The organism is Pararoseomonas sp. SCSIO 73927 (assembly GCF_037040815.1).
Taxonomy (GTDB): Bacteria; Pseudomonadota; Alphaproteobacteria; order Acetobacterales; family Acetobacteraceae; genus Roseomonas.
In genome coordinates this window covers 174,685-191,452 of the sequence record NZ_CP146232.1, presented here as the reverse complement: position 1 = coordinate 191,452, position 16,768 = coordinate 174,685, and the positions used below count along the sequence as shown (strand labels likewise).

16 protein-coding genes and 1 pseudogene are annotated in these 16,768 nt (G+C 73.1%); 5 read left to right on the top strand and 12 right to left on the bottom strand.

The window, feature by feature from the left end:
• Positions 1-24: 24 nt before the first annotated feature.
• From VQH23_RS01040 to VQH23_RS01030, 3 genes are all read right to left on the bottom strand, one after another.
• Positions 25-183: a hypothetical protein gene (locus VQH23_RS01040; protein WP_338663756.1), complete on the bottom strand. Its 159-nt coding sequence runs from the start codon at positions 181-183 to the stop codon at positions 25-27.
• Positions 180-986 carry a heme ABC transporter permease gene (locus VQH23_RS01035; RefSeq protein ID WP_338663755.1) on the bottom strand — a complete coding sequence of 269 codons (807 nt, stop codon included), beginning with the start codon at positions 984-986 and terminating at the stop codon, positions 180-182. The genes VQH23_RS01040 and VQH23_RS01035 overlap by 4 nt, the downstream gene beginning before the upstream one ends.
• A gap of 89 nt (positions 987-1,075) precedes the next feature.
• Positions 1,076-1,876 (bottom strand): DUF2189 domain-containing protein, encoded by an 801-nt coding sequence (locus VQH23_RS01030; protein ID WP_338663754.1) that lies wholly within the window; start codon positions 1,874-1,876, stop codon positions 1,076-1,078.
• 274 nt (positions 1,877-2,150) lie between these two features.
• Between VQH23_RS01030 and VQH23_RS01025 the strand changes: the two genes are divergently transcribed.
• Together VQH23_RS01025 and VQH23_RS01020 are read left to right on the top strand one after the other, a co-directional pair.
• Positions 2,151-4,232, top strand: a complete 2,082-nt coding sequence (locus VQH23_RS01025) for a 3-hydroxyacyl-CoA dehydrogenase NAD-binding domain-containing protein (RefSeq protein WP_338663753.1) — start codon at positions 2,151-2,153, stop codon at positions 4,230-4,232.
• Complete coding sequence (locus VQH23_RS01020) at positions 4,229-4,669, top strand: PaaI family thioesterase (RefSeq protein WP_338663752.1); 441 nt, start codon at positions 4,229-4,231, stop codon at positions 4,667-4,669. Before VQH23_RS01025 ends, VQH23_RS01020 begins: the two co-directional genes overlap by 4 nt.
• Before the next feature lie 264 nt (positions 4,670-4,933).
• On the opposite strand, the gene VQH23_RS01015 is transcribed toward VQH23_RS01020, so the two are convergent.
• Positions 4,934-5,389, bottom strand: a complete 456-nt coding sequence (locus VQH23_RS01015; RefSeq protein WP_338663751.1) for a hypothetical protein — start codon at positions 5,387-5,389, stop codon at positions 4,934-4,936.
• Positions 5,390-5,717: 328 nt separating this feature from the next.
• Here VQH23_RS01015 and VQH23_RS01010 point away from each other — a divergent pair, with 328 nt between their 5' ends.
• The 3 genes from VQH23_RS01010 to VQH23_RS01000 all read left to right on the top strand — a co-directional run bounded on the left by VQH23_RS01010 (position 5,718) and on the right by VQH23_RS01000 (position 9,473).
• Positions 5,718-8,057, top strand: coding sequence for a PAS domain-containing protein (locus VQH23_RS01010; RefSeq protein WP_338663750.1), 2,340 nt, complete (start codon positions 5,718-5,720; stop codon positions 8,055-8,057).
• Positions 8,058-8,177: 120 nt separating this feature from the next.
• Complete coding sequence (locus tag VQH23_RS01005) at positions 8,178-8,606, top strand: low affinity iron permease family protein (protein WP_338663749.1); 429 nt, start codon at positions 8,178-8,180, stop codon at positions 8,604-8,606.
• 114 nt (positions 8,607-8,720) lie between these two features.
• A complete protein-coding gene (locus tag VQH23_RS01000) occupies positions 8,721-9,473 on the top strand; it encodes a transglycosylase SLT domain-containing protein (RefSeq protein ID WP_338663748.1) in 753 nt (250 codons plus the stop codon).
• On the opposite strand, the gene VQH23_RS00995 is transcribed toward VQH23_RS01000, so the two are convergent.
• The 8 genes and pseudogenes from VQH23_RS00995 to VQH23_RS00960 all read right to left on the bottom strand — a co-directional run bounded on the left by VQH23_RS00995 (position 9,470) and on the right by VQH23_RS00960 (position 16,755).
• Positions 9,470-10,861, bottom strand: coding sequence for a hypothetical protein (locus VQH23_RS00995; protein WP_338663747.1), 1,392 nt, complete (start codon positions 10,859-10,861; stop codon positions 9,470-9,472). The two genes, VQH23_RS01000 and VQH23_RS00995, sit on opposite strands and share 4 nt — an antisense overlap.
• A 5-nt stretch (positions 10,862-10,866) precedes the next feature.
• Positions 10,867-11,316: a molybdenum cofactor biosynthesis protein MoaE gene (locus VQH23_RS00990; RefSeq protein WP_338663746.1), complete on the bottom strand. Its 450-nt coding sequence runs from the start codon at positions 11,314-11,316 to the stop codon at positions 10,867-10,869.
• Between the two features lies 1 nt (position 11,317).
• On the bottom strand, positions 11,318-11,569 hold the full coding sequence (gene moaD / locus VQH23_RS00985) for a molybdopterin converting factor subunit 1 (RefSeq protein ID WP_338666032.1): 252 nt from the start codon (positions 11,567-11,569) through the stop codon (positions 11,318-11,320).
• The gene (locus tag VQH23_RS00980) at positions 11,569-12,288 is read right to left on the bottom strand and encodes a hypothetical protein (protein WP_338663745.1); all 720 of its coding nucleotides are present in this window, start codon (positions 12,286-12,288) and stop codon (positions 11,569-11,571) included. Before VQH23_RS00980 ends, moaD begins: the two co-directional genes overlap by 1 nt.
• 109 nt (positions 12,289-12,397) lie before the next feature.
• Positions 12,398-13,015: a CDP-diacylglycerol--glycerol-3-phosphate 3-phosphatidyltransferase gene (pgsA, locus tag VQH23_RS00975; protein WP_338663744.1), complete on the bottom strand. Its 618-nt coding sequence runs from the start codon at positions 13,013-13,015 to the stop codon at positions 12,398-12,400.
• Between the two features lie 241 nt (positions 13,016-13,256).
• A pseudogene (uvrC, locus tag VQH23_RS00970) lies at positions 13,257-15,251 on the bottom strand (excinuclease ABC subunit UvrC); the annotation flags it as partial.
• A 322-nt stretch (positions 15,252-15,573) separates the two neighbouring features.
• Entirely contained in the window at positions 15,574-15,969 is a 396-nt protein-coding gene (gene folB / locus VQH23_RS00965; RefSeq protein ID WP_338663743.1) for a dihydroneopterin aldolase, read from the bottom strand.
• Between the two features lie 9 nt (positions 15,970-15,978).
• Positions 15,979-16,755 carry an SDR family oxidoreductase gene (locus tag VQH23_RS00960; RefSeq protein ID WP_338663742.1) on the bottom strand — a complete coding sequence of 259 codons (777 nt, stop codon included), beginning with the start codon at positions 16,753-16,755 and terminating at the stop codon, positions 15,979-15,981.
• Positions 16,756-16,768 lie beyond the last annotated feature (13 nt).

Below are 16,768 nucleotides of genomic sequence, written 5' to 3'. Positions count from 1 at the left end.
CGTCCTGGGCCGCCGTCGCGCCGCTCATGCCGTTCCCCTTGCCGTTCCCCTCAGGGCTCGCTCCAACTCACCCAGGCGCCGCGCCGCCGCCCGATGGCGCAGCGCCGCGCCCAGCGCCAGCCCGCCGAAGGCGGCTGCCGCCAGCCCCCAGGCCGCCACCACGCTCCACAGATGCGCGCTCATGCCACCACCGCATCCCCCGGCGCGGGGCGATCCGCCGGGCGATCCGCCGCACCGTCTGCCGCCCGGGCCCGCGCCAGCTCCAGCGCCGCCACGCGCCGCTCCATCACCGCTGCCCGCACCCGCGCCAGCACCAGCGTGGTGAACAGCAGCGTGAACCCCACCGCGCAGGCCAGCAGCGGCCCGAGCATGGAGACGTGCATGGAGGGACCGCCCAGCCGCGCCACGCTGGCCGGCTGGTGCAGCGTGTTCCACCAATCCACGGAGAACTTCACGATCGGCAGGTTCACCACCCCCACCAGGGCCAGGATGGCGCCCATCCGTGCCCCGCGCTCCTCCTCCTCGAAGGCGCGCGTGATCGCGGCGTGCCCGACCCAGAGGAAAAACAGCACCAGCACGGAGGTCATCCGCGCGTCCCAGGCCCACCAGGTGCCCCACATCGGCCGCCCCCAGAGGCTGCCCGTGGCGAGGCAGAGCGCCGTGACCACCGCCCCCACCGGGGAGAGCTCCCGCGCCGCCAGGTCCGCCAGCGGGTGCTTCCACACCAGCGCCAGCACGGAGGCGACGGCCAGGCCCGCATAGCCCCCCATCGCCAGCCAGGCCATGGGAACATGGACGTACATGATCCGCACCGTCTCTCCCTGCTGCCAATCGGCGGGGGAGAGGAGCAGCGCCCAGGCGGCCGAGGGCAGCAGCACCGCCAGCGACAGCCCCCAGAGCCAGGGCATCAGGCGTTTTGTCGCCCGCAGGAAGCGGCCGGGATTGGCGAACCGGTGCAGGATCGGCGCGGGCGCGGGGGGCGGCATGGGGCGCATCGCCGCCGTTCTAGCCCCGTCCGGGCCGCGCTGGAACGCCCGGCCCGCCCGGGAACGCGGCCGCCCCCCTCATTCCTGCGTCAGGCTACCACCTTCCGATAGAGGTGCCAGGTGGCGTGGCCCAGCACCGGCATCACCACCGCCAGCCCGACGAAGAGCGGCAGGGAGCCGAGAAAGAGCAGCCCGGCCACGATCGCGCCCCAGGCGGCCATCGGCCCCGGATTGGCCGCCACCGCCCGCAGGGAGGTGCGGATCGCCGCGCCCGCCCCGATGTCGCGCTCCAGCAGCAGGGGGAAGGAGACGACGCTGACCGCCAGCGCCACCACGGCGAAGAGGAAGCCCGCGAGGTTGCCGAGCAGGATCAGCCGGGTTCCCTCCGGCGTCCGCAGCGCGGCCAGGAGATCCGTGAAGGAGCCGATCTCGGCCGGGCCGATCGTGCTGCGCCAGATCCAGAGGGCGCAGGCGATCCAGGCGACGAAGAGGGCGAGAAGGACCACCCCCACGGCGAGAATGGACCCGATCGAGGCCGAGCCGTAGGCGCGCAGCCCGTCGCGCCAGCCCACCGGCTGCCCCTGTTCCCGCCGCCGGCTCATCTCGTAGAGGCCGAGCGCCGCGACGGGACCGACGAGGGCGAAACCGGCCGCCAGGGGCCAGAGGATCGGCAGCAGGTTGTTGCCGGAGGCGGCGAAGCCGAGCGTCAGCCCCATCACCGGGTAGATGAGGCAGAGGAAGAAGAGCTGGGTCGGTACCTCCAGGAAGTCCCGCCAGCCCCGCGACAGGGCATCCGCCAGATCGGCGGTGCCGATCCGTTGGATCGCGGGTTCCGCGAAGGCGGCGGCATCCCCGCCGTGCATGACGCTCCGCGACGTGTTCTCGGCCATCGGACAATCCTCCCCGACCGCGGCGCCATCGCCGCGGCGGTCCCGTCCGGGCCTTGCCAGCCCTGGAGGGACCTGACCTTCAGCAACTGGCACCGCACCGGGCGGCTGGGCAGGGCCCTCACGCAGCCGTGCTGTTTCCGCACCGAAACGGCGGCGCGGGCCCTTCCCGGCGCCGGCGCTTGACGCCCCGGCCCCGCGGCTCTTTCCTCGACGGCAAGCGGACCGGAAGTTTCGATCGAAAACAACGGTCTGGCGGGGAGAAGGAGAGCCGTCCATGACTCAGCAGGAGCCGGTCACCAGCAGCGTCGAGGACGGGATCGCCCTCATCCGCATCGCCAACCCGCCGGTGAACGCCCTCAGCGCCGCCGTGCGCGGCGGGCTGAAGCGCGCCGTGGAGGCCGCCGCCGCCGACCCCGCCGTGCGCGCCGTGGTGGTGGCCGCGGAGGGTAGGACCTTCATCGCCGGCGCCGATATCTCCGAGTTCGGCAAGCCGCCCGTGCCGCCGAGCCTGCCGGAGACCATCGCGGCCCTTGAGACCCTGACCAAGCCCGTGGTCGCCGCCATCAACGGTGCGGCACTGGGCGGCGGGCTGGAGGTGGCGCTGGGCTGCCACGCCCGCGTGGCCGCGCCTTCCGCGAAGCTCGGCCTGCCGGAGGTGAATCTCGGCCTCCTGCCCGGCGCCGGCGGCACGCAGCGCCTGCCTCGCCTGATCGGCGCCGCCCCCGCGCTGAAGATCATGGCCGAGGGCAAGCCGATCGCCGCGAAGGAGGCGCAGGGCAACGGGCTGGTGGACGAGATCGCCGAGGACGTGCTGCCTGCTGCCAAGGCCCTGGCCTTGAAGCTGGCCGGCGGCGCGCTGCCCGCCGTTCCGAAGGACCGCGCGAACCTCGGCGCCCGCGAGGATTTCGAGGAGGCGGCCGCCGCTATCCTCAAGCGCAACCCGAACAACCCGAGCGTCGAGGCCTGCGTGGACGCCGTCCGCGCCTGCTTCGACAAGCCCTTCGAGGAGGGGCTGGCGGTGGAGCGCGCCCACTTCACCCGCCTGCGCGACGACCCCCGCAGCGCCGCCCTGCGCCACGTCTTCTTCGCCGAGCGCGCCGCGGCCCGCATCCCCGGCCTGCCCAAGGGCACCGCGCCCCGCCCCGTGGCGAAGGCGGCCGTGATCGGCGCCGGCACCATGGGCGGCGGCATCGCCATGTGCTTCGCCAATGCCGGCATCCCCGTGACCCTGATCGAGACGACCGAGGAGAACCTGCAGCGCGGCCTGGAGCGGGTGGAGGGCAACTACGCCACCTCCGTGAAGCGCGGCAGCCTGGCGGAGGACGCGAAGGCGAAGCGCATGGGCCTGATCGAGGGCAAGGTCGGCCTGGAAGCCGCGGCCGACGCCGACCTCGTGGTGGAGGCGGTGTTCGAGGAGATGGGGCTGAAGAAGGAGATCTTCGGCAAGCTGCAGGAGATCGCCAAGCCCGGCGCCATCCTCGCCACCAACACCTCCTACCTCGACGTGGACGAGATCGCCGCCAGCACCACCCGCCCCGCCGACGTGCTGGGGATGCACTTCTTCTCCCCGGCCAACGTGATGAAGCTGCTGGAGGTGGTGCGCGCGAAGGAGACGGCGCCCGATGCCCTTGCCACCGCCGTGGAGATCGGCCGCAAGCTGGCGAAGGTGCCGGTGGTCTCCGGCGTCTGCTACGGCTTCATCGGCAACCGCATGCTGGCCCGCCGCACCGCCATGGCCGAGCGCCTGCTGATCGAGGGCGCGCGGCCGGAGGAGGTGGACGCCGCCCTCAACGCGTTCGGCTTCCGCATGGGCCCCTTCGCCATGGGCGACCTCGCGGGCCTCGACATCGGCTGGCGCATCCGCCAGGCCACCGGCAAGAAGGCCCCCGTGGCCGACGCGCTGGTGGAGGCCGGGCGCCTCGGCCAGAAGACGAAGAAGGGCTACTACGACTACTCCTCGGACGGCCGCACCGGCGCGCCGGACCCGGAGGTGGTCGCAATCATCGAGCGCGTCTCGGCGGAGCAGGGCGTCACCCGCCGCGCCATCCCGCGGGAGGAGATCACCGAGCGCCTCCTCTTCCCCATGATCAACGAGGGCGCGCGCATCCTGGAGGAGGGCATCGCGGCGCGGGCCGGGGACATCGATACCGTCTGGCTCAACGGCTACGGCTGGCCCGCCTGGACCGGCGGCCCGATGTTCCACGCCGACCAGGTGGGGCTGAAGCACATCGTCGAGCGCCTTCGTGGCTTCTCCGCTGCCTGCGGCGACGAGAGCCTGATGCCGGCCGCGCTGCTGGTGCGCCTAGCAGAGGAGGGCAGCAGCTTCGCCGCCCTGGACGAGAAGGCCGCGGCGTGAACTTCGATCCCGAAGCGGCGGGCTGGTCCCGCCGCCCGCCGGTGGGCTTCTCCGCCCATACCGGCCCCTACTGGTCCCGGCCGGAGGGGAACGGCTGGGCCTACGGCCTCCTGGTGGAGCCGTACCACCTGAACGGGCACGGCATTACCCATGGCGGGCTGCTGATGACGATGCTGGACAACACGCTGGGCCTCACCGCCTGGCACGCCACCGACCAGAAACCCGCTGTCACCATGCAGATGAACACCCACTTCATCGCTGCCGCCCACCCCGGCGAGTTCCTGGAAGCGCGGGGCGAGGTGGTGCGCCTGGCCAAGTCCGTGATCTTCCTGCGCGGGCAGCTGACCGTCGGCGAGAGACTGGTGGCGGCGGCGGACGGCATCTGGAAGGTGCTGGCTGTCCGGCCGGGGCCGAGGCTGGAGGGCGATCCGGCCTGATCCTTGGCGTCCGGTCTGTGGCCAGGGAGAGGAAGAAGGAATTCTTCCTCTCCCCGGACCCCTCTCCATCATCTTTTTCTAGTAGGTGGTTTTACCCTGCTGACGGTGCGCCTCGGGTCGGTGACCCGAGGCGACTGCAAGGGCAGGAAGGGGCCCGTCACGCGGAGATCCCGTCTCAGGACGGCGCGGCGGCAGCCAGAAGGGGTTCCAAGGGCCTCAGGCCCTTGGCGGGGGTTCCAGGGGGCGGAGCCCCCTGGCGCCACCCTACCGCCGCGGCGTCCCGCTGTGCTCCGGGTCGGCCGCGATCTCGCGCTCCGCTTCCTCCACCGCCTCCTTGGAGACGATGCCGGGCGTGTGCATGTCCGGGTCGCCGCCGTCCACGGCTTCCACGTGGCTCTTGATGCTGCGCAGGGCGTTGCCGGCGTTGGTGGGGGCGTCGTCCGGGCTCTCCTCCTCGGCCGGCGGCTCGTGCTCGCGCCCGCCCTCCTCGAAGGTGAGGGAGAGGCTGGCCGTCTCGCCGCTGCCCGAAATCTCCATCCGCCCGGCGGGCTCGGTGGTCCAGCGGATGGTGCGGGAGTCCGTATCGGCGGTCATCCCGGCGTCGGGCAGCACGTCGGCTTCGTGCCGCAGGTGGGCGAACCAGTGGCGGACGTTCGCGGGGTCCGACAGCCAGGCGAGGAGACGGTCCGGGCCGACGTGGACGGTGATCTTGGCGTGCATGGGTCCCTCCGGACATCGAGGCTTGGCTTCAAGGGCCTATCGCCCGGGCCCATGGCGGGGTTTCGCCGCGGGGCGGGCGGGGGAGCGGTGGCCGGGGTGGCAGCGAGGGTGCCGGCGGGTGCGACATCCCGGCGGCCAGCCCGGGCACCGGCCCGGCTGGCGCCTGGGCGATAGCCTGGGTAACGGCTTGGGCAACGGCCTGGGCGATGGAACGCTGGGGCCTTGAACGCGTTCGGGAAGCCGGTCATCTGTCGCCGCTGCCCGGCGCACCGGGGCCACGCGAGGAACAGTCGATTTTGAACCACGCCCCCATGGGCCGGCCGCGCGGGTGAGCCGCACCGAGGACAGCGGCGAGGGCCGCCAGCTGCGGGACGCCCTGGCCGCCGCCGGGATCCTCGCCTCCTGGGACTGGGACGTGGCGGAGCGGCGGATCAACGGCGACGCTCGCCTGGCCGCCCTGCTGGGCGTGACGCCGGAGGAGGCGGCGCGCGGCGTTCCCCCGGCCGCCTTCTTCAATGCCATCCATCCGGAGGACCGCACCCGCATCCGCCTGGCGGTGGGCGCCATCCTGCGCGGGGCGGAGCTTCTGTCGCGGGAGTGCCGCGTCCTCGTGCCCGGGCTGGGGCTGCGCTGGGTCCATGCGCGGGGCCGGCGCTACCCGGATGCGGGGGGCGGCCCCGGCCACTTCCTCGGCACGCTGGTGGACGTGACCGAACAGAAGCGGGTGGAGGAGCGGCTGCGCATCGCGCAGACCGCGGGCGGGATCGGCACCTTCGAGTACATGCCGGGCTTCGCCACCGCCGCCGTGTCGGACCAGTTCTGCAAGCTGCTCGGCCTGCGCCCTGCGCCTGACCTGCCGGTGCGGACGGTGAACGGGGTGGTGCATCCCGGCGACCTGCCGATCATCGACGATAACGTGACCGACGAGGCCGCCCTGCCGGCCCTGGGCACGGTGCATGAGGCCGAGTTCCGGATCGCCCGGGCCGATACGGGGGAGGCCCGCTGGCTCAAGCGGCGCGGCGAGTACCTGCGGGACGCCGAGACGGCGGGGCTGCGCTTCAGCGGGGTGATCTACGACATCACCGACACTAAGCGGACGGAGGCGCAGCTCCGCGCCCTGAACGAGGGGCTGGAGGCGGAGGTGGCCGCCCGCACGGCGGACCGCAACCGCCTCTGGCGCCTCTCGGCCGACATCATGCTCGTCCTGCGGCCGGATGGGACAATCGTTGCGGTGAACCCCGCTTGGCACGCCACGCTGGGCTGGCGGGAGGCGGAGGTGGTCGGGCGCAGCGTGCTCGAGCTCATCCACCCCGACGATGCCGCGGGCGGGCGGGACCGGCTGGCGCGCCTCTCCGGCGATGGGCCGGTGATGCGAGTGGAGGATCGCTACCGCCACAAGGACGGGCGCTGGCGCTGGATCGACTGGTCCGCAGCCTTTGGGGAGGGGCTGATCAGCGCCGTCGGCCGCGACGTGACGGAGGAGCGGGAGCGGGAGCAGGCGCTGCGGCAGGCCGAGGAGGCGCTGCGCCAGAGCCAGAAGATGGAGGCGGTGGGCCAGCTGACCGGCGGTATCGCGCACGACTTCAACAACCTCCTCACCGGCATCGTGGGGTCGCTGGAGCTGCTGCGAACCCGCATCGCCCAGGGGCGCTTCGGGCAGGTGGAGCGCTACGTGGCCGCCGCCCAGGGCGCGGCGGACCGGGCGGCGGCGCTGACGCACCGGCTGCTCGCCTTCTCCCGCCGGCAGACGCTGGACCCGAAGCCGACCGGGGCCAACCGGCTCATCCAGGGCATGGAGGAGCTGATCCGCCGCACCATGGGTCCGGCCATCGAGGTGGAGACGGTGCTCGCCGTCGGCCTCTGGCCCACCCTCTGCGATCCGCACCAGCTGGAGAACGCCATCCTCAACCTGGCGATCAACGCGCGGGACGCGATGCCCGGGGGCGGGCGGCTGACGATCGAGACGGCGAATTCCTGGATCGACGACCGCGCCGCGCGGGAGCGGGACATGGAGCCCGGCCAGTACGTGACGGTCTGCGTGACGGACACCGGCACGGGCATGCCGCCCGAGGTGGTGGCCCGCGCCTTCGACCCCTTCTTCACCACCAAGCCCGTTGGCCAGGGCACGGGGCTGGGCCTGTCCATGATCTACGGCTTCGCCCGCCAGTCCGGCGGGCAGGTTCGCATCTACTCAGAGCCGGGCCAGGGCACGACGATGCGCCTCTACCTGCCGCGCCACTGGGGCGAGGTGGAGGAGGAGAAGACGGCCGCCCGCGGCAACCCGCCACGCGCCGAGCGCGGCGAGACCGTGCTGGTGGTGGATGACGAGCCGACCGTGCGGATGCTGGTGATGGAGGTGCTGGAGGAGCTGGGCTACGCCGCGTTGGAAGCCTCCGACGGAGGTTCCGCGCTGAAGGTCCTGCGGTCCACGGCGCGGCTGGACCTGCTGATCACCGATGTCGGCCTGCCCGGCGGCATGAACGGCCGCCAGGTGGCCGATGCGGCGCGGGAGCTGCGGCCGGGGCTGCGCGTGCTGTTCATCACGGGCTACGCGGAGAACGCGGCCATCGGCAACGGCCACCTCGCCCCCGGCATGCACGTGCTGACCAAGCCCTTCCCGATGGAGGTGCTGGCCACCCGGATCAAGTCTATTATCGAGGGCGCTTAGGGCCTCGGGTTAACGCCGGATTAAAATCACGGTCATGTGGCAGCCCGGGGACCTTGCGCGGCATTGATCCGTGCAGGGCCGGGTCTCCGGCCCGGACCAGCAAGGCCGGCAGACCGTCTCATGACCTTCTCAAAGCTGTTCAACGAGGTGGCCAGCCGCGTGGCCCAGGCCACGGGGCGCCCGGCGACGTTCATCATCTGCGTCGCCGTCGTCCTCGTCTGGGCCGTTTCCGGCCCGTTCTTCGGCTTCTCCGACACCTGGCAGCTCATCATCAACACCGGCACGACCATCGTAACCTTCCTGATGGTCTTCCTCATCCAGAACACGCAGAACCGGGACGGCGCGGCGATCCAGGCCAAGCTGGACGAGCTGATCCGCACCAGCGCCGCCGGCAACGCCTTCATCGGGATCGAGCACCTGACGGAGGAGGAGCTGGACCGGATCCGCGCCACCTGCGAGAGCCGCGCCCGCGCGGCGGAGGCGGCGGACGACGCGGAGGACGAGGCCAACCGGCGCGCCATGGCGGCGGCGGATGCCGCCACCAGCTGATCCCGGCCCGACCTGAACTGGCCCGACCTGAACCGGCCGAGCTGGACCGACCCTGGACCCGCCCTGGCCCGAATCCGGCTTGACCCGCGCGCCCGCCGGGCCGACCTCCGCCCCATGCGCCGCGCCCCCTTGATCGCCCTGCTGGGCGCCGCCCTGCTCGCCCCGACCGGCGCCGGGGCGCAACGGGCGGCCCAGCCGGCGGCCCCGGTGGATGACTGGTCGGCCTGCCGCCGCGCCATCGCGGCGGTCGAGCCCGGTGCGGGCACGCCCCCCGGCCTGCTCGGCGCCATCGCCCTGGTGGAGAGCGGCCGCGCCGCGCCCTCCGGCCGGCCGGAGCCCTGGCCCTGGAGCTGGAACGCCGAAGGCGAGGGGGGATCCGCCCCCACCAAGGCCGCCGCGATCGCCGCCGTCGCCGCGCTGCAGGCGCGCGGGGTCCGCTCCATCGACGTGGGCTGCATGCAGGTGAACCTGATGTATCACCCCGGCGCCTTCGCCAACCTGGACGCCGCCTTCGACCCGGTGACCAACGCCCGCTACGCGGCCCGCTTCCTGAACGGGCTGCGCGGCAGCACGGGGGATTGGGGGAGCGCGATCGGCCGCTACCATTCGGGGGAGGCGGGGCGCGGCGCCGCCTACAACCGCCGGGTGGCGCTGGCGCAGCTCGGCGTGGCCTGGGGCCGGGGCGGCGCCGTGCCGCTTCCGCCGGCGGCGGGCCTGGCCGGGCTCTGCGCCCCCGGGCTGCGGCCCGCCCTGCTGATCGGCGGGGCGGCGGAGGCCCGGCAGTTCATGCGGCCGGGCGTGACCCGCCCGGTGCCGCTGCCCCGGAACCGGAATCCCAGGCCGCGGATGGCCTGCCTGCGGCGCTAGACGCGCCCGGAGGGCTGCCCCCGTTCTGCCGCGGCCCGCATGGCCAGCAGCACCGCCCCGGCCACGGCCACCCAGGCCAGCCGCGCCCCGTAGCGGTCATGCGGCCCGCTCAGCGCCCCCGTGGCGAAGGCGTTGGCGAGGATCCCGACCCCGATCCCCAGCGCCAGGCCGAGCACCACCCGGTCCCGCCGCCCCCGCCAGCCCAGCCACGCCAGCGCGGCCGCGCCCAGCAGCAGCACCGGCCCCTGGACCCACAGGAAGGGCGCCACCATCCCCGGCAGCACCCCGCGCCGCTGCGCCCCGGCCTCGAAGCGCGCGACCTCGGCCGGGCCGAAGCCCCGCATCTGGACCGGCAGGCTCTCTCCGATGTGGCGGCGCTCCAGCGTGTCGCCCACGCGGTTGGAGAGGAGCTGGGCGAGGCTGTCCCGCACCGCGTCCCAGGCCACGGCAAGGGGCTCCCGCCGCAGCGTCTCCCCGATGATCTCCCGCGCCTCCCCGGACAGGGCGCGGCCGCCGAAATCGCGGTTGCGGCCGTTCTCGTCCCGGTTCACGGGGCTGGAGGGTTCCCAGAGGAAGATGTCGCTCGGCAGCAGGTCCCGCGGACAGGATTGGGAGCGGAGCTCGCAGGCGGGCGGCCCATAGGGTTCCAGCCGGCCCCTGAAAGCGCAGAGAGCCCAGCCGGCCTCCGGGCAGCGCGCCGCGATCGTGCGGATGGCCGGCCCGTTCGCCACCAGCCGCGCCATGAAGAAGGTGGCGCCGTAGGGCGAGAGGGAGAAGCGGCCATGCCCCAGCCCGTTGGAGACCACCAGCAGCGCCACCGCCGCCGCCAGCGGCACCGCCACCCGCCCCGCGGCGCGCCACCCCGCCAGCAACGCCACCACCACCAGCGCCCCGAGCACCGGCAGGTGCGACAGGTGCGCCGCGGTGCCGAGCGCGACGAGCAGCGCCACCCAGGCGGCCTCCCCCCGCGACAGCGCCGCCCGGCCGAAGGCCAGCAGCAGGGCGCCCAGCAGCATGGCGGGGGTGAACACGTCCGGCATGACGATGGCGACGGAGAAGGGCGCCGCCGTCAGCGCCGTGACGACGAGCACCATCAACCCGTGCCGCCCCGGCGAGGCCCCGCCGCCGAAGGCGCGCAGCGCCAGCCACAATAGGTGCGAGAGCATCAGCCCCTGCGCGATCACCACGGGCCAGAGCAGGCGGTGCCAGTGCAGGGGGAAGATCAGCGGCCCGTAGACGTAGGGTTTGTCCCAGATCATCCAGGGGCCCATCGTCTGATGCAGGAAGGCGCTGGAATCGCTGAACAGCAGCGGGTAGCCGTTGAGGAAGGCGGGCCAGCCCAGCACCAGCCCGCCGGCGAGGACCGAGAGAAAGGCTCTCAGCCCCATTCCCCTCAGCCCCATTCCCGGGTGCGGGCCTCGTCCTCCTCCCGCGCGGCGACCCAGCGCGCCTCGCCGCCCGTGAACTCCTCGCGCTTCCAGAAGGGGGCGCCGGTCTTCAGCCAGTCGATGAGGAAGGCGCAGGCCTCCAGCGCCGCCGTGCGGTGGCGGCTGGCGGCGAGGACCAGCACGATCCCCTCGCCCGGCAGGATGCGGCCGACGCGGTGGATCACGGTGAGGCCGGTGAGCGGCCAGCGCTCCCCGGCCTTGGCGGCAATGGCGGCGACGGCCCGCTCCGTCATGCCGGGGTAGTGCTCCAGCACCAGCGCCTGCAGCCCGTCATCGGCGCGGCAGAGGCCGAGGAAGCTGGCGATCCCGCCCACATCCACCCGCCCGGCCGAGAGGGCCGCCGTCTCGGCGGAAGGGTCGAAGGGGGCCTCCTGCACGCGGATGGTGGGGGTCATGCTAGCCACCCGTCACCGGCGGGAAGAAGGCCACCTCGTCCCCGGCCTTCACCGGTTGGTCCGGGCCGCAAAACTCCTGGTTCACGGCCATCCGCACCTGCGCCGGATCGGCGAAGGCGGAGGCGTGGCCGGGGGAGCGGGCGGCGAGCCAGCGCATCAGCCCGGCCAGGTCGCGCACCTCCTCCGGGGGGAGGAGCGCCTCCTCCCCGGTGCCGGTGCGCTGGCGCAGCCAGGCGAAGTACAGCACGCGTATCAAGGCGTCGGCACCACCTGCACCGAGCCGTCCGCCCCGAAGAGGGTGGTGGTGTTGCCCTGGCGGATGGACGTGCCCGTGCCCGTGCCGGGCTGGGTGTAGGACCCGATGTTCCCCGCGCTGTTGCCGATGGTGGCGGGCGGCCCGCCCGGCACGTTCAGCGTCGATCCCTCAACCCGCGGCGCCGGCGGCACGGCGGGGGCGCCGCCCGGCACGCCCTGGCGCGGCAGGGGCGGCGGGTCGATCGGCGGCAGCGGCTCCCCGCTGCCGCGGCGGCGGGGGGTGACGGTGCCGGGCACGGGGGCGCGGGGGTTCGGCGCGGCCTCGGGCGGCACGGCGGGGCCGGGCTCGGTCGCGGCGGGCGCCCGGCCGGCCGGCGCGGGGCCGCGCTGCTGCCGCGCCCGGTCCAGCGCCTCGGAGGGCTCACGCTCCCGCGGGGGCACCGTGGCGGCGTCCGGGTTCTGCAGGGTGGCGCGCGGCGCCTCCTCCGCCGGCCAGACGTTCCCCGGCTCCGGCAGGAGGGGCGGCACCTCCAGCTCGCTGCCCATCACCCGGCGCACGGTGAGGCTGTCCGGTGCGCCGACGGGATCTGTGCGGCCGAAGGGGGCCATCTCGATGTCACCGAGGCCGAAGCAGCCGCCGAGCAGCAGCGCGAGCGGAAGGCCGGCCATCCGACGGGCCGTCGAGCCCCCGGTGCGGCCGGGGCGAAGGCGATTCATGTTGGTACCCTTTCCGGCCGGCTCGCCGCTACGGGGGCCGCCCGCGTGTTCCGTTGAGTCGTTGGGCGCAGGATGCGCCTCCGCGGCGCAGGTTTCTACCCGACCCCTTCTATCCGATCTGGCCGCCTTCCCGTGCGCCCGTGCCGCGGGACAGGTCCTCGGCCGCCGCGTGGCGCATCCCGGCCGTCATGTAGTCCCAGCCCGTCAGCAGGGTGAGCGCCGCCGCGACCCAAAGCCCGGCCTCGCCGAGCCAGGAGACGGGCAGGACGCCGAGCCCGATGGCGGAGGCGCCGCTGTCCCCGGCCACGATGGTGCCGATGGCGCCCATCTGGAACCCGGTCTTCCACTTCGCCAGCTTCGTCACGGGCAGCCCGATCCGCAGCCCCGCCAGGTACTCCCGTAGGCCGGAGACGAGGATCTCCCGCAGCAGGACCACGATGGCCGGCAGCAGGCCGAGGGGGGAGAGGCGGTCCATCCCCGCCAGCAGCATCAGGGCGGCGCCGACCAGCAGCTTGTCCGCGATGGGGTCCAGCATTCGCCCGAAGGCGGTCAGCGACCCCCTTTCCCGCGCGATCTTGCCGTCGAAGTAGTCCGTGATCGCGGCGGCGGAGAAGATCGCGCAGGCCAGGATGTCCCCCACCGGCGTGCGGAGGAACATCAGCACCACCAGCAGCGGGATCGCCGCGATGCGGGAGAGCGTCAGCAGGTTCGGCAGGTCGGTGGGCATCCGCGTCTCCTTGCTCCGCTCCCCTAGCCCAGATCGGCGCCGGGGGAAACGCGGCGCCGGATCAACCTTCCACCTCGTGTCCCGCGGCATCCGCGGCGAGGGGCGGGGAGGGGGGCTCCTCCTCACCGGCCGGCCCCGCTTCAGGAGCCGGGTCGGGCGCCTCCGCGATGGCGTCCACGGCGGCGCCCTTGCGCCTTCCGCCGCGCGGCCGCACCGGCTCCAGCGGGCCGGTGGTGCCGGGGTGGAAGTGCTCGTAGATGCGCTTCGCGACGGAGGGGCCGATGCCCGGGGTGTTCCGCAGGTCCTCCAGCGCCGCGTTCCGCACGCCGCGGGCGGAGCCGAAATGGTTCAGCAGCGCCCGCTTGATGGCGGTGCCGACGCCGGGGATGTCGTCCAGCTCGCTCTTCACGAGGGACTTGGAGCGCCCGGCGCGGTGGGTGGTGATGGCGAATCGGTGCGCCTCGTCCCGCAGCCGCTGCAGGTAGTACAGGACGGGGTCGCGCGGCGGCAGCTGGATCGGGTCGTGGCCCGTGCGGTGGAACCATTCCCGCCCGGCGTCGCGGTCCGGGCCCTTGGCCACGGCCACCAGGGGCACGTCGTGGATGCCCATCTCCGTCAGGATCTCCCGCGCGGCGTTCAACTGGCCCAGGCCGCCGTCGATCAGCACCAGGTCGGGCCAGGTGCCGCTCTCGCGCTCCGGGTCCTCCTTCAGGGCGCGGCCGAAGCGGCGCTCGAAGACCTCGCGCATCATGGCAAAGTCGTCGCCGCCGCGCGGGCCGCCGGTGGTCTTCAGGGCGGTGCGGCCGGCCGCGTCATGCGCCAGGGCGGCCACGTCCTCTCCGGCCAGGGGCTCGGTGCCCGTCGCGTCCGCGGGCTTCCGGCCCTTGGCGGGCGGCGCCGCGTCGCCCCGGATGGAGAACTTGCGGTAGGCGTTCTTCAGGAAACCCGAAGGCCCGGCCACCACCATCACGCCGTAGGCGTTGGTGCCCTGGATGTGGGAGTTGTCGTAGATCTCGATCCGCTCGGGGGTGGAGGAGAGGTCGAAGACCTTCGCCACCCCTTCCAGCAGCTCGCCCTGGGCCGCGCCCTCCGCCAGCTTGCGCTCCAGCGCCTCCCGCGCGTTCGTCTGCGCGTGCTCCACGGCGGATCGCTTGTCGCCGCGCTTGGGGGTGTGGACCTCCACCTTGCGGTCGCTTCGCAGCGCCAGCGCCTCCGCCACCAGCGCCGCCTCCGGCAGGTCGTGGGAGACGAGGACGAGGGGCGGGGGCGGCAGGTCGTCGTAGAGCTGGCCGAGGAAGGCGGTGATCACCTCCGCCGGCTCCGCATCCGCCCGCATCCCGGACAGGAAGAAGGGCCGGTTGCCGTTGTTGCGGCCGCCGCGGAAGAAGAAGACCTGCACGCAGGCCTGGCCGGCGGCCATGTGCAGCGCCACCACGTCGGCGTCGCCCACGTTCTCCATGTTGATGCGGTCGCGGCCCTGCACATGCGTCAGGCCGCGGATGCGGTCCCGGATGGCCGCCGCGCGCTCAAATTCCAGCCGCTCCGCCGCCTCCTCCATCTCCTTCGCCAGGCGCTTCTGAATGGAGGGGGTCTCGCCGGAGAGGAACTGCGTGGCCTCCTTCACGAGCTCTCCGTACTCCTCCTTCGTGACACGCTCGACGCAGGGGGCGGAGCAGCGGCGGATCTGGTGGAGCAGGCAGGGGCGGGAGCGGTTGTCGAACACCGTGTCCCGGCAGGAGCGCAGCAGGAAGACGCGCTGCAGGGCGGTGAGGGTCTGGTTCACGGCCCAGGCGCTGGCGAAGGGGCCCCAGTAGGAAGCGCCCTTGCGCCGCTCGCCGCGGTGCTTGGAGATCTGCGGGTAAGGATGATCTTCCGTGATCACCAGCCACGGGTAGGACTTGTCGTCCCGCAGCACGATGTTGAAGCGCGGCCGCAGCCGCTTGATGAGGTTGGCTTCCAGCAGCAGCGCCTCCGCCTCCGAGGCGGTGGTGATCACCTCCAGGTGGCGGGTCTCGAAGACCATGCGCTTGAGGCGGTCCGGCAGCTTGTGGACCTGGGTGTAGGCGTAGACGCGCTTCTTCAGGCTGCGCGCCTTGCCGACGTAGAGCGCGTCCCCCTTCGCATCGAGCATCCGGTAGACGCCCGGGGAGAAGGGCAGGGTGAGGAGCGCCCGCTCGATCACCTCACGGCCCTCCATCGGGGCCAGCGGGGTGGTCTGCTCGTTGGAGAAGGCCATCAGGCTTGTTTCCGTTGGGTTTCTCGGGAGGTCCCGAGGGTTGTCCCCGACTCCTGTGGATAACCCTGTGGAGAGGAGGGCTCCGGCATCGCGAAGGCCAAGGCGGATAAGGGCTCCCCACGCGCCTGCCCAATCTTTGGGCAGCAAGCTAAGTCCTTGATTTCTCTCTGTCCTGGATAGTTTCCGGGTTTCATGCTTCGTTCACATTGACCTCTCGGAACCGTTTCGCCAGCCCCCATGACCGATCTTTCCGGGCAGGGGATGGTTTGCCGTCACTTCGCCGCGATGCCGTTGACAAAGTCAGCCGCGTGACGGTGATGCGTCAGTTCCGGCGCCGTTCCACGCTCACGCCCACCGCGCCCACATGGGGCAGGATGTCCGGCTTCTCCACCGTGACCCGGGCCGCCTCCACCCTAGGGTCCTCCAGGCAGGCGGCCGCGATCCGCTCCGCCAGGGTCTCGGCCAGGCGGGTATGGCCGGTGGTCGCCACCGCCCGCGCCTTCTCCGCCGCGGCGGCGTAGTCCACCACCCGCTCCACCCGGTCGGGACCCACCGCAGAGGGGGCGGATTCGTCCCGCACCAGCAGCTCGATCCCGATCACCACGCGCTGCGGCGCCGCCTCCTCCTTCGGGTAGACGCCGAGGCGGGCCTGCACGGTGAGGTCGCGCACGAAGACGCGCCGCAGGCCGCGCGCGGCGTCCGGGATGTAGGGAATCATTCCTGGCATCTACTCTTCTGGTCCCCCCTGGGCGCGCGCGGGCGACCACTGGAGGTGCTGGCCACTGTCGAGGGCGATCATCTGCCCCGTCATCGCCGGCAGGGAAAGGATCGCCAGCACGGCCCGCGCCACCTCCTCCGGGCTGGAGCCGTGGCGGAGGGGCGTGCTCTCGCACTGGGCGCGGAACTGGGCCTCGGTCTGGCGGGTGCTGGCCACCGTGGGGCCGGGGCCGATGCCGTTCACCCGGATGCGCGGGGCCAGGGCCAGGGCCATGGTCTGGGTCAGTGCCCAGAGCCCGGCCTTGGTGACGGTGTAGGAGACGAAGTGCGGGGTGAGGGAGAGGACGCGCTGGTCCAGCATGTTCACCACCGCCCCTTCCGCCCCGTCGGGCAGGGCGAGGGCCATGGCCTGGGTCAGCACGAAGGGGGCGCGCAGGTTCGGGCCGATATGGGCGTCCCAGCTCTCCCGCGTGGCGGTGTCCCACTCGTCCCGCTCGAAGAGGGAGGCGTTGTTCACCAGCACGCCGACGGGGCCGAGCTTGGCGGTGGCGTCGGGGATGAGGGATTCCACCTCCTCCTCCCGCCCGAGATCGGCGCGGAGGGTGGCGGCGCGGCGGCCGAGGGCGCGGATGGCGCCGGCCGTGCCCTCCGCCTCCTCCGCGCTGCCGTGATAGTGCAGCGCGATGTCGTACCCGGCCCCGGCCAGGGCGAGGGAGATGGCGCGCCCGATGCGCTTGGCGCCCCCGGTGACGAGGGCCGTTCGGGGAATGGCGTCGGGGATCGTCATGCGCCAGCGCAGA

Coding starts and splice junctions, on each gene's coding strand:
- VQH23_RS01000 (WP_338663748.1), top strand. CDS start 8,721: ATGCGCCGCGCCCCCTTGATCGCCCTGCTGGGCGCCGCCCTGCTCGCC.
- pgsA (WP_338663744.1), bottom strand. CDS start 13,015: ATGCCCACCGACCTGCCGAACCTGCTGACGCTCTCCCGCATCGCGGCG.
- VQH23_RS00995 (WP_338663747.1), bottom strand. CDS start 10,861: ATGGGGCTGAGAGCCTTTCTCTCGGTCCTCGCCGGCGGGCTGGTGCTG.
- VQH23_RS01035 (WP_338663755.1), bottom strand. CDS start 986: ATGCCGCCCCCCGCGCCCGCGCCGATCCTGCACCGGTTCGCCAATCCC.
- VQH23_RS01030 (WP_338663754.1), bottom strand. CDS start 1,876: ATGGCCGAGAACACGTCGCGGAGCGTCATGCACGGCGGGGATGCCGCC.
- VQH23_RS00960 (WP_338663742.1), bottom strand. CDS start 16,755: ATGACGATCCCCGACGCCATTCCCCGAACGGCCCTCGTCACCGGGGGC.
- VQH23_RS01025 (WP_338663753.1), top strand. CDS start 2,151: ATGACTCAGCAGGAGCCGGTCACCAGCAGCGTCGAGGACGGGATCGCC.
- VQH23_RS01015 (WP_338663751.1), bottom strand. CDS start 5,389: ATGCACGCCAAGATCACCGTCCACGTCGGCCCGGACCGTCTCCTCGCC.
- VQH23_RS01005 (WP_338663749.1), top strand. CDS start 8,178: ATGACCTTCTCAAAGCTGTTCAACGAGGTGGCCAGCCGCGTGGCCCAG.
- folB (WP_338663743.1), bottom strand. CDS start 15,969: ATGATTCCCTACATCCCGGACGCCGCGCGCGGCCTGCGGCGCGTCTTC.
- VQH23_RS00980 (WP_338663745.1), bottom strand. CDS start 12,288: ATGAATCGCCTTCGCCCCGGCCGCACCGGGGGCTCGACGGCCCGTCGG.
- VQH23_RS00990 (WP_338663746.1), bottom strand. CDS start 11,316: ATGACCCCCACCATCCGCGTGCAGGAGGCCCCCTTCGACCCTTCCGCC.
- VQH23_RS01040 (WP_338663756.1), bottom strand. CDS start 183: ATGAGCGCGCATCTGTGGAGCGTGGTGGCGGCCTGGGGGCTGGCGGCA.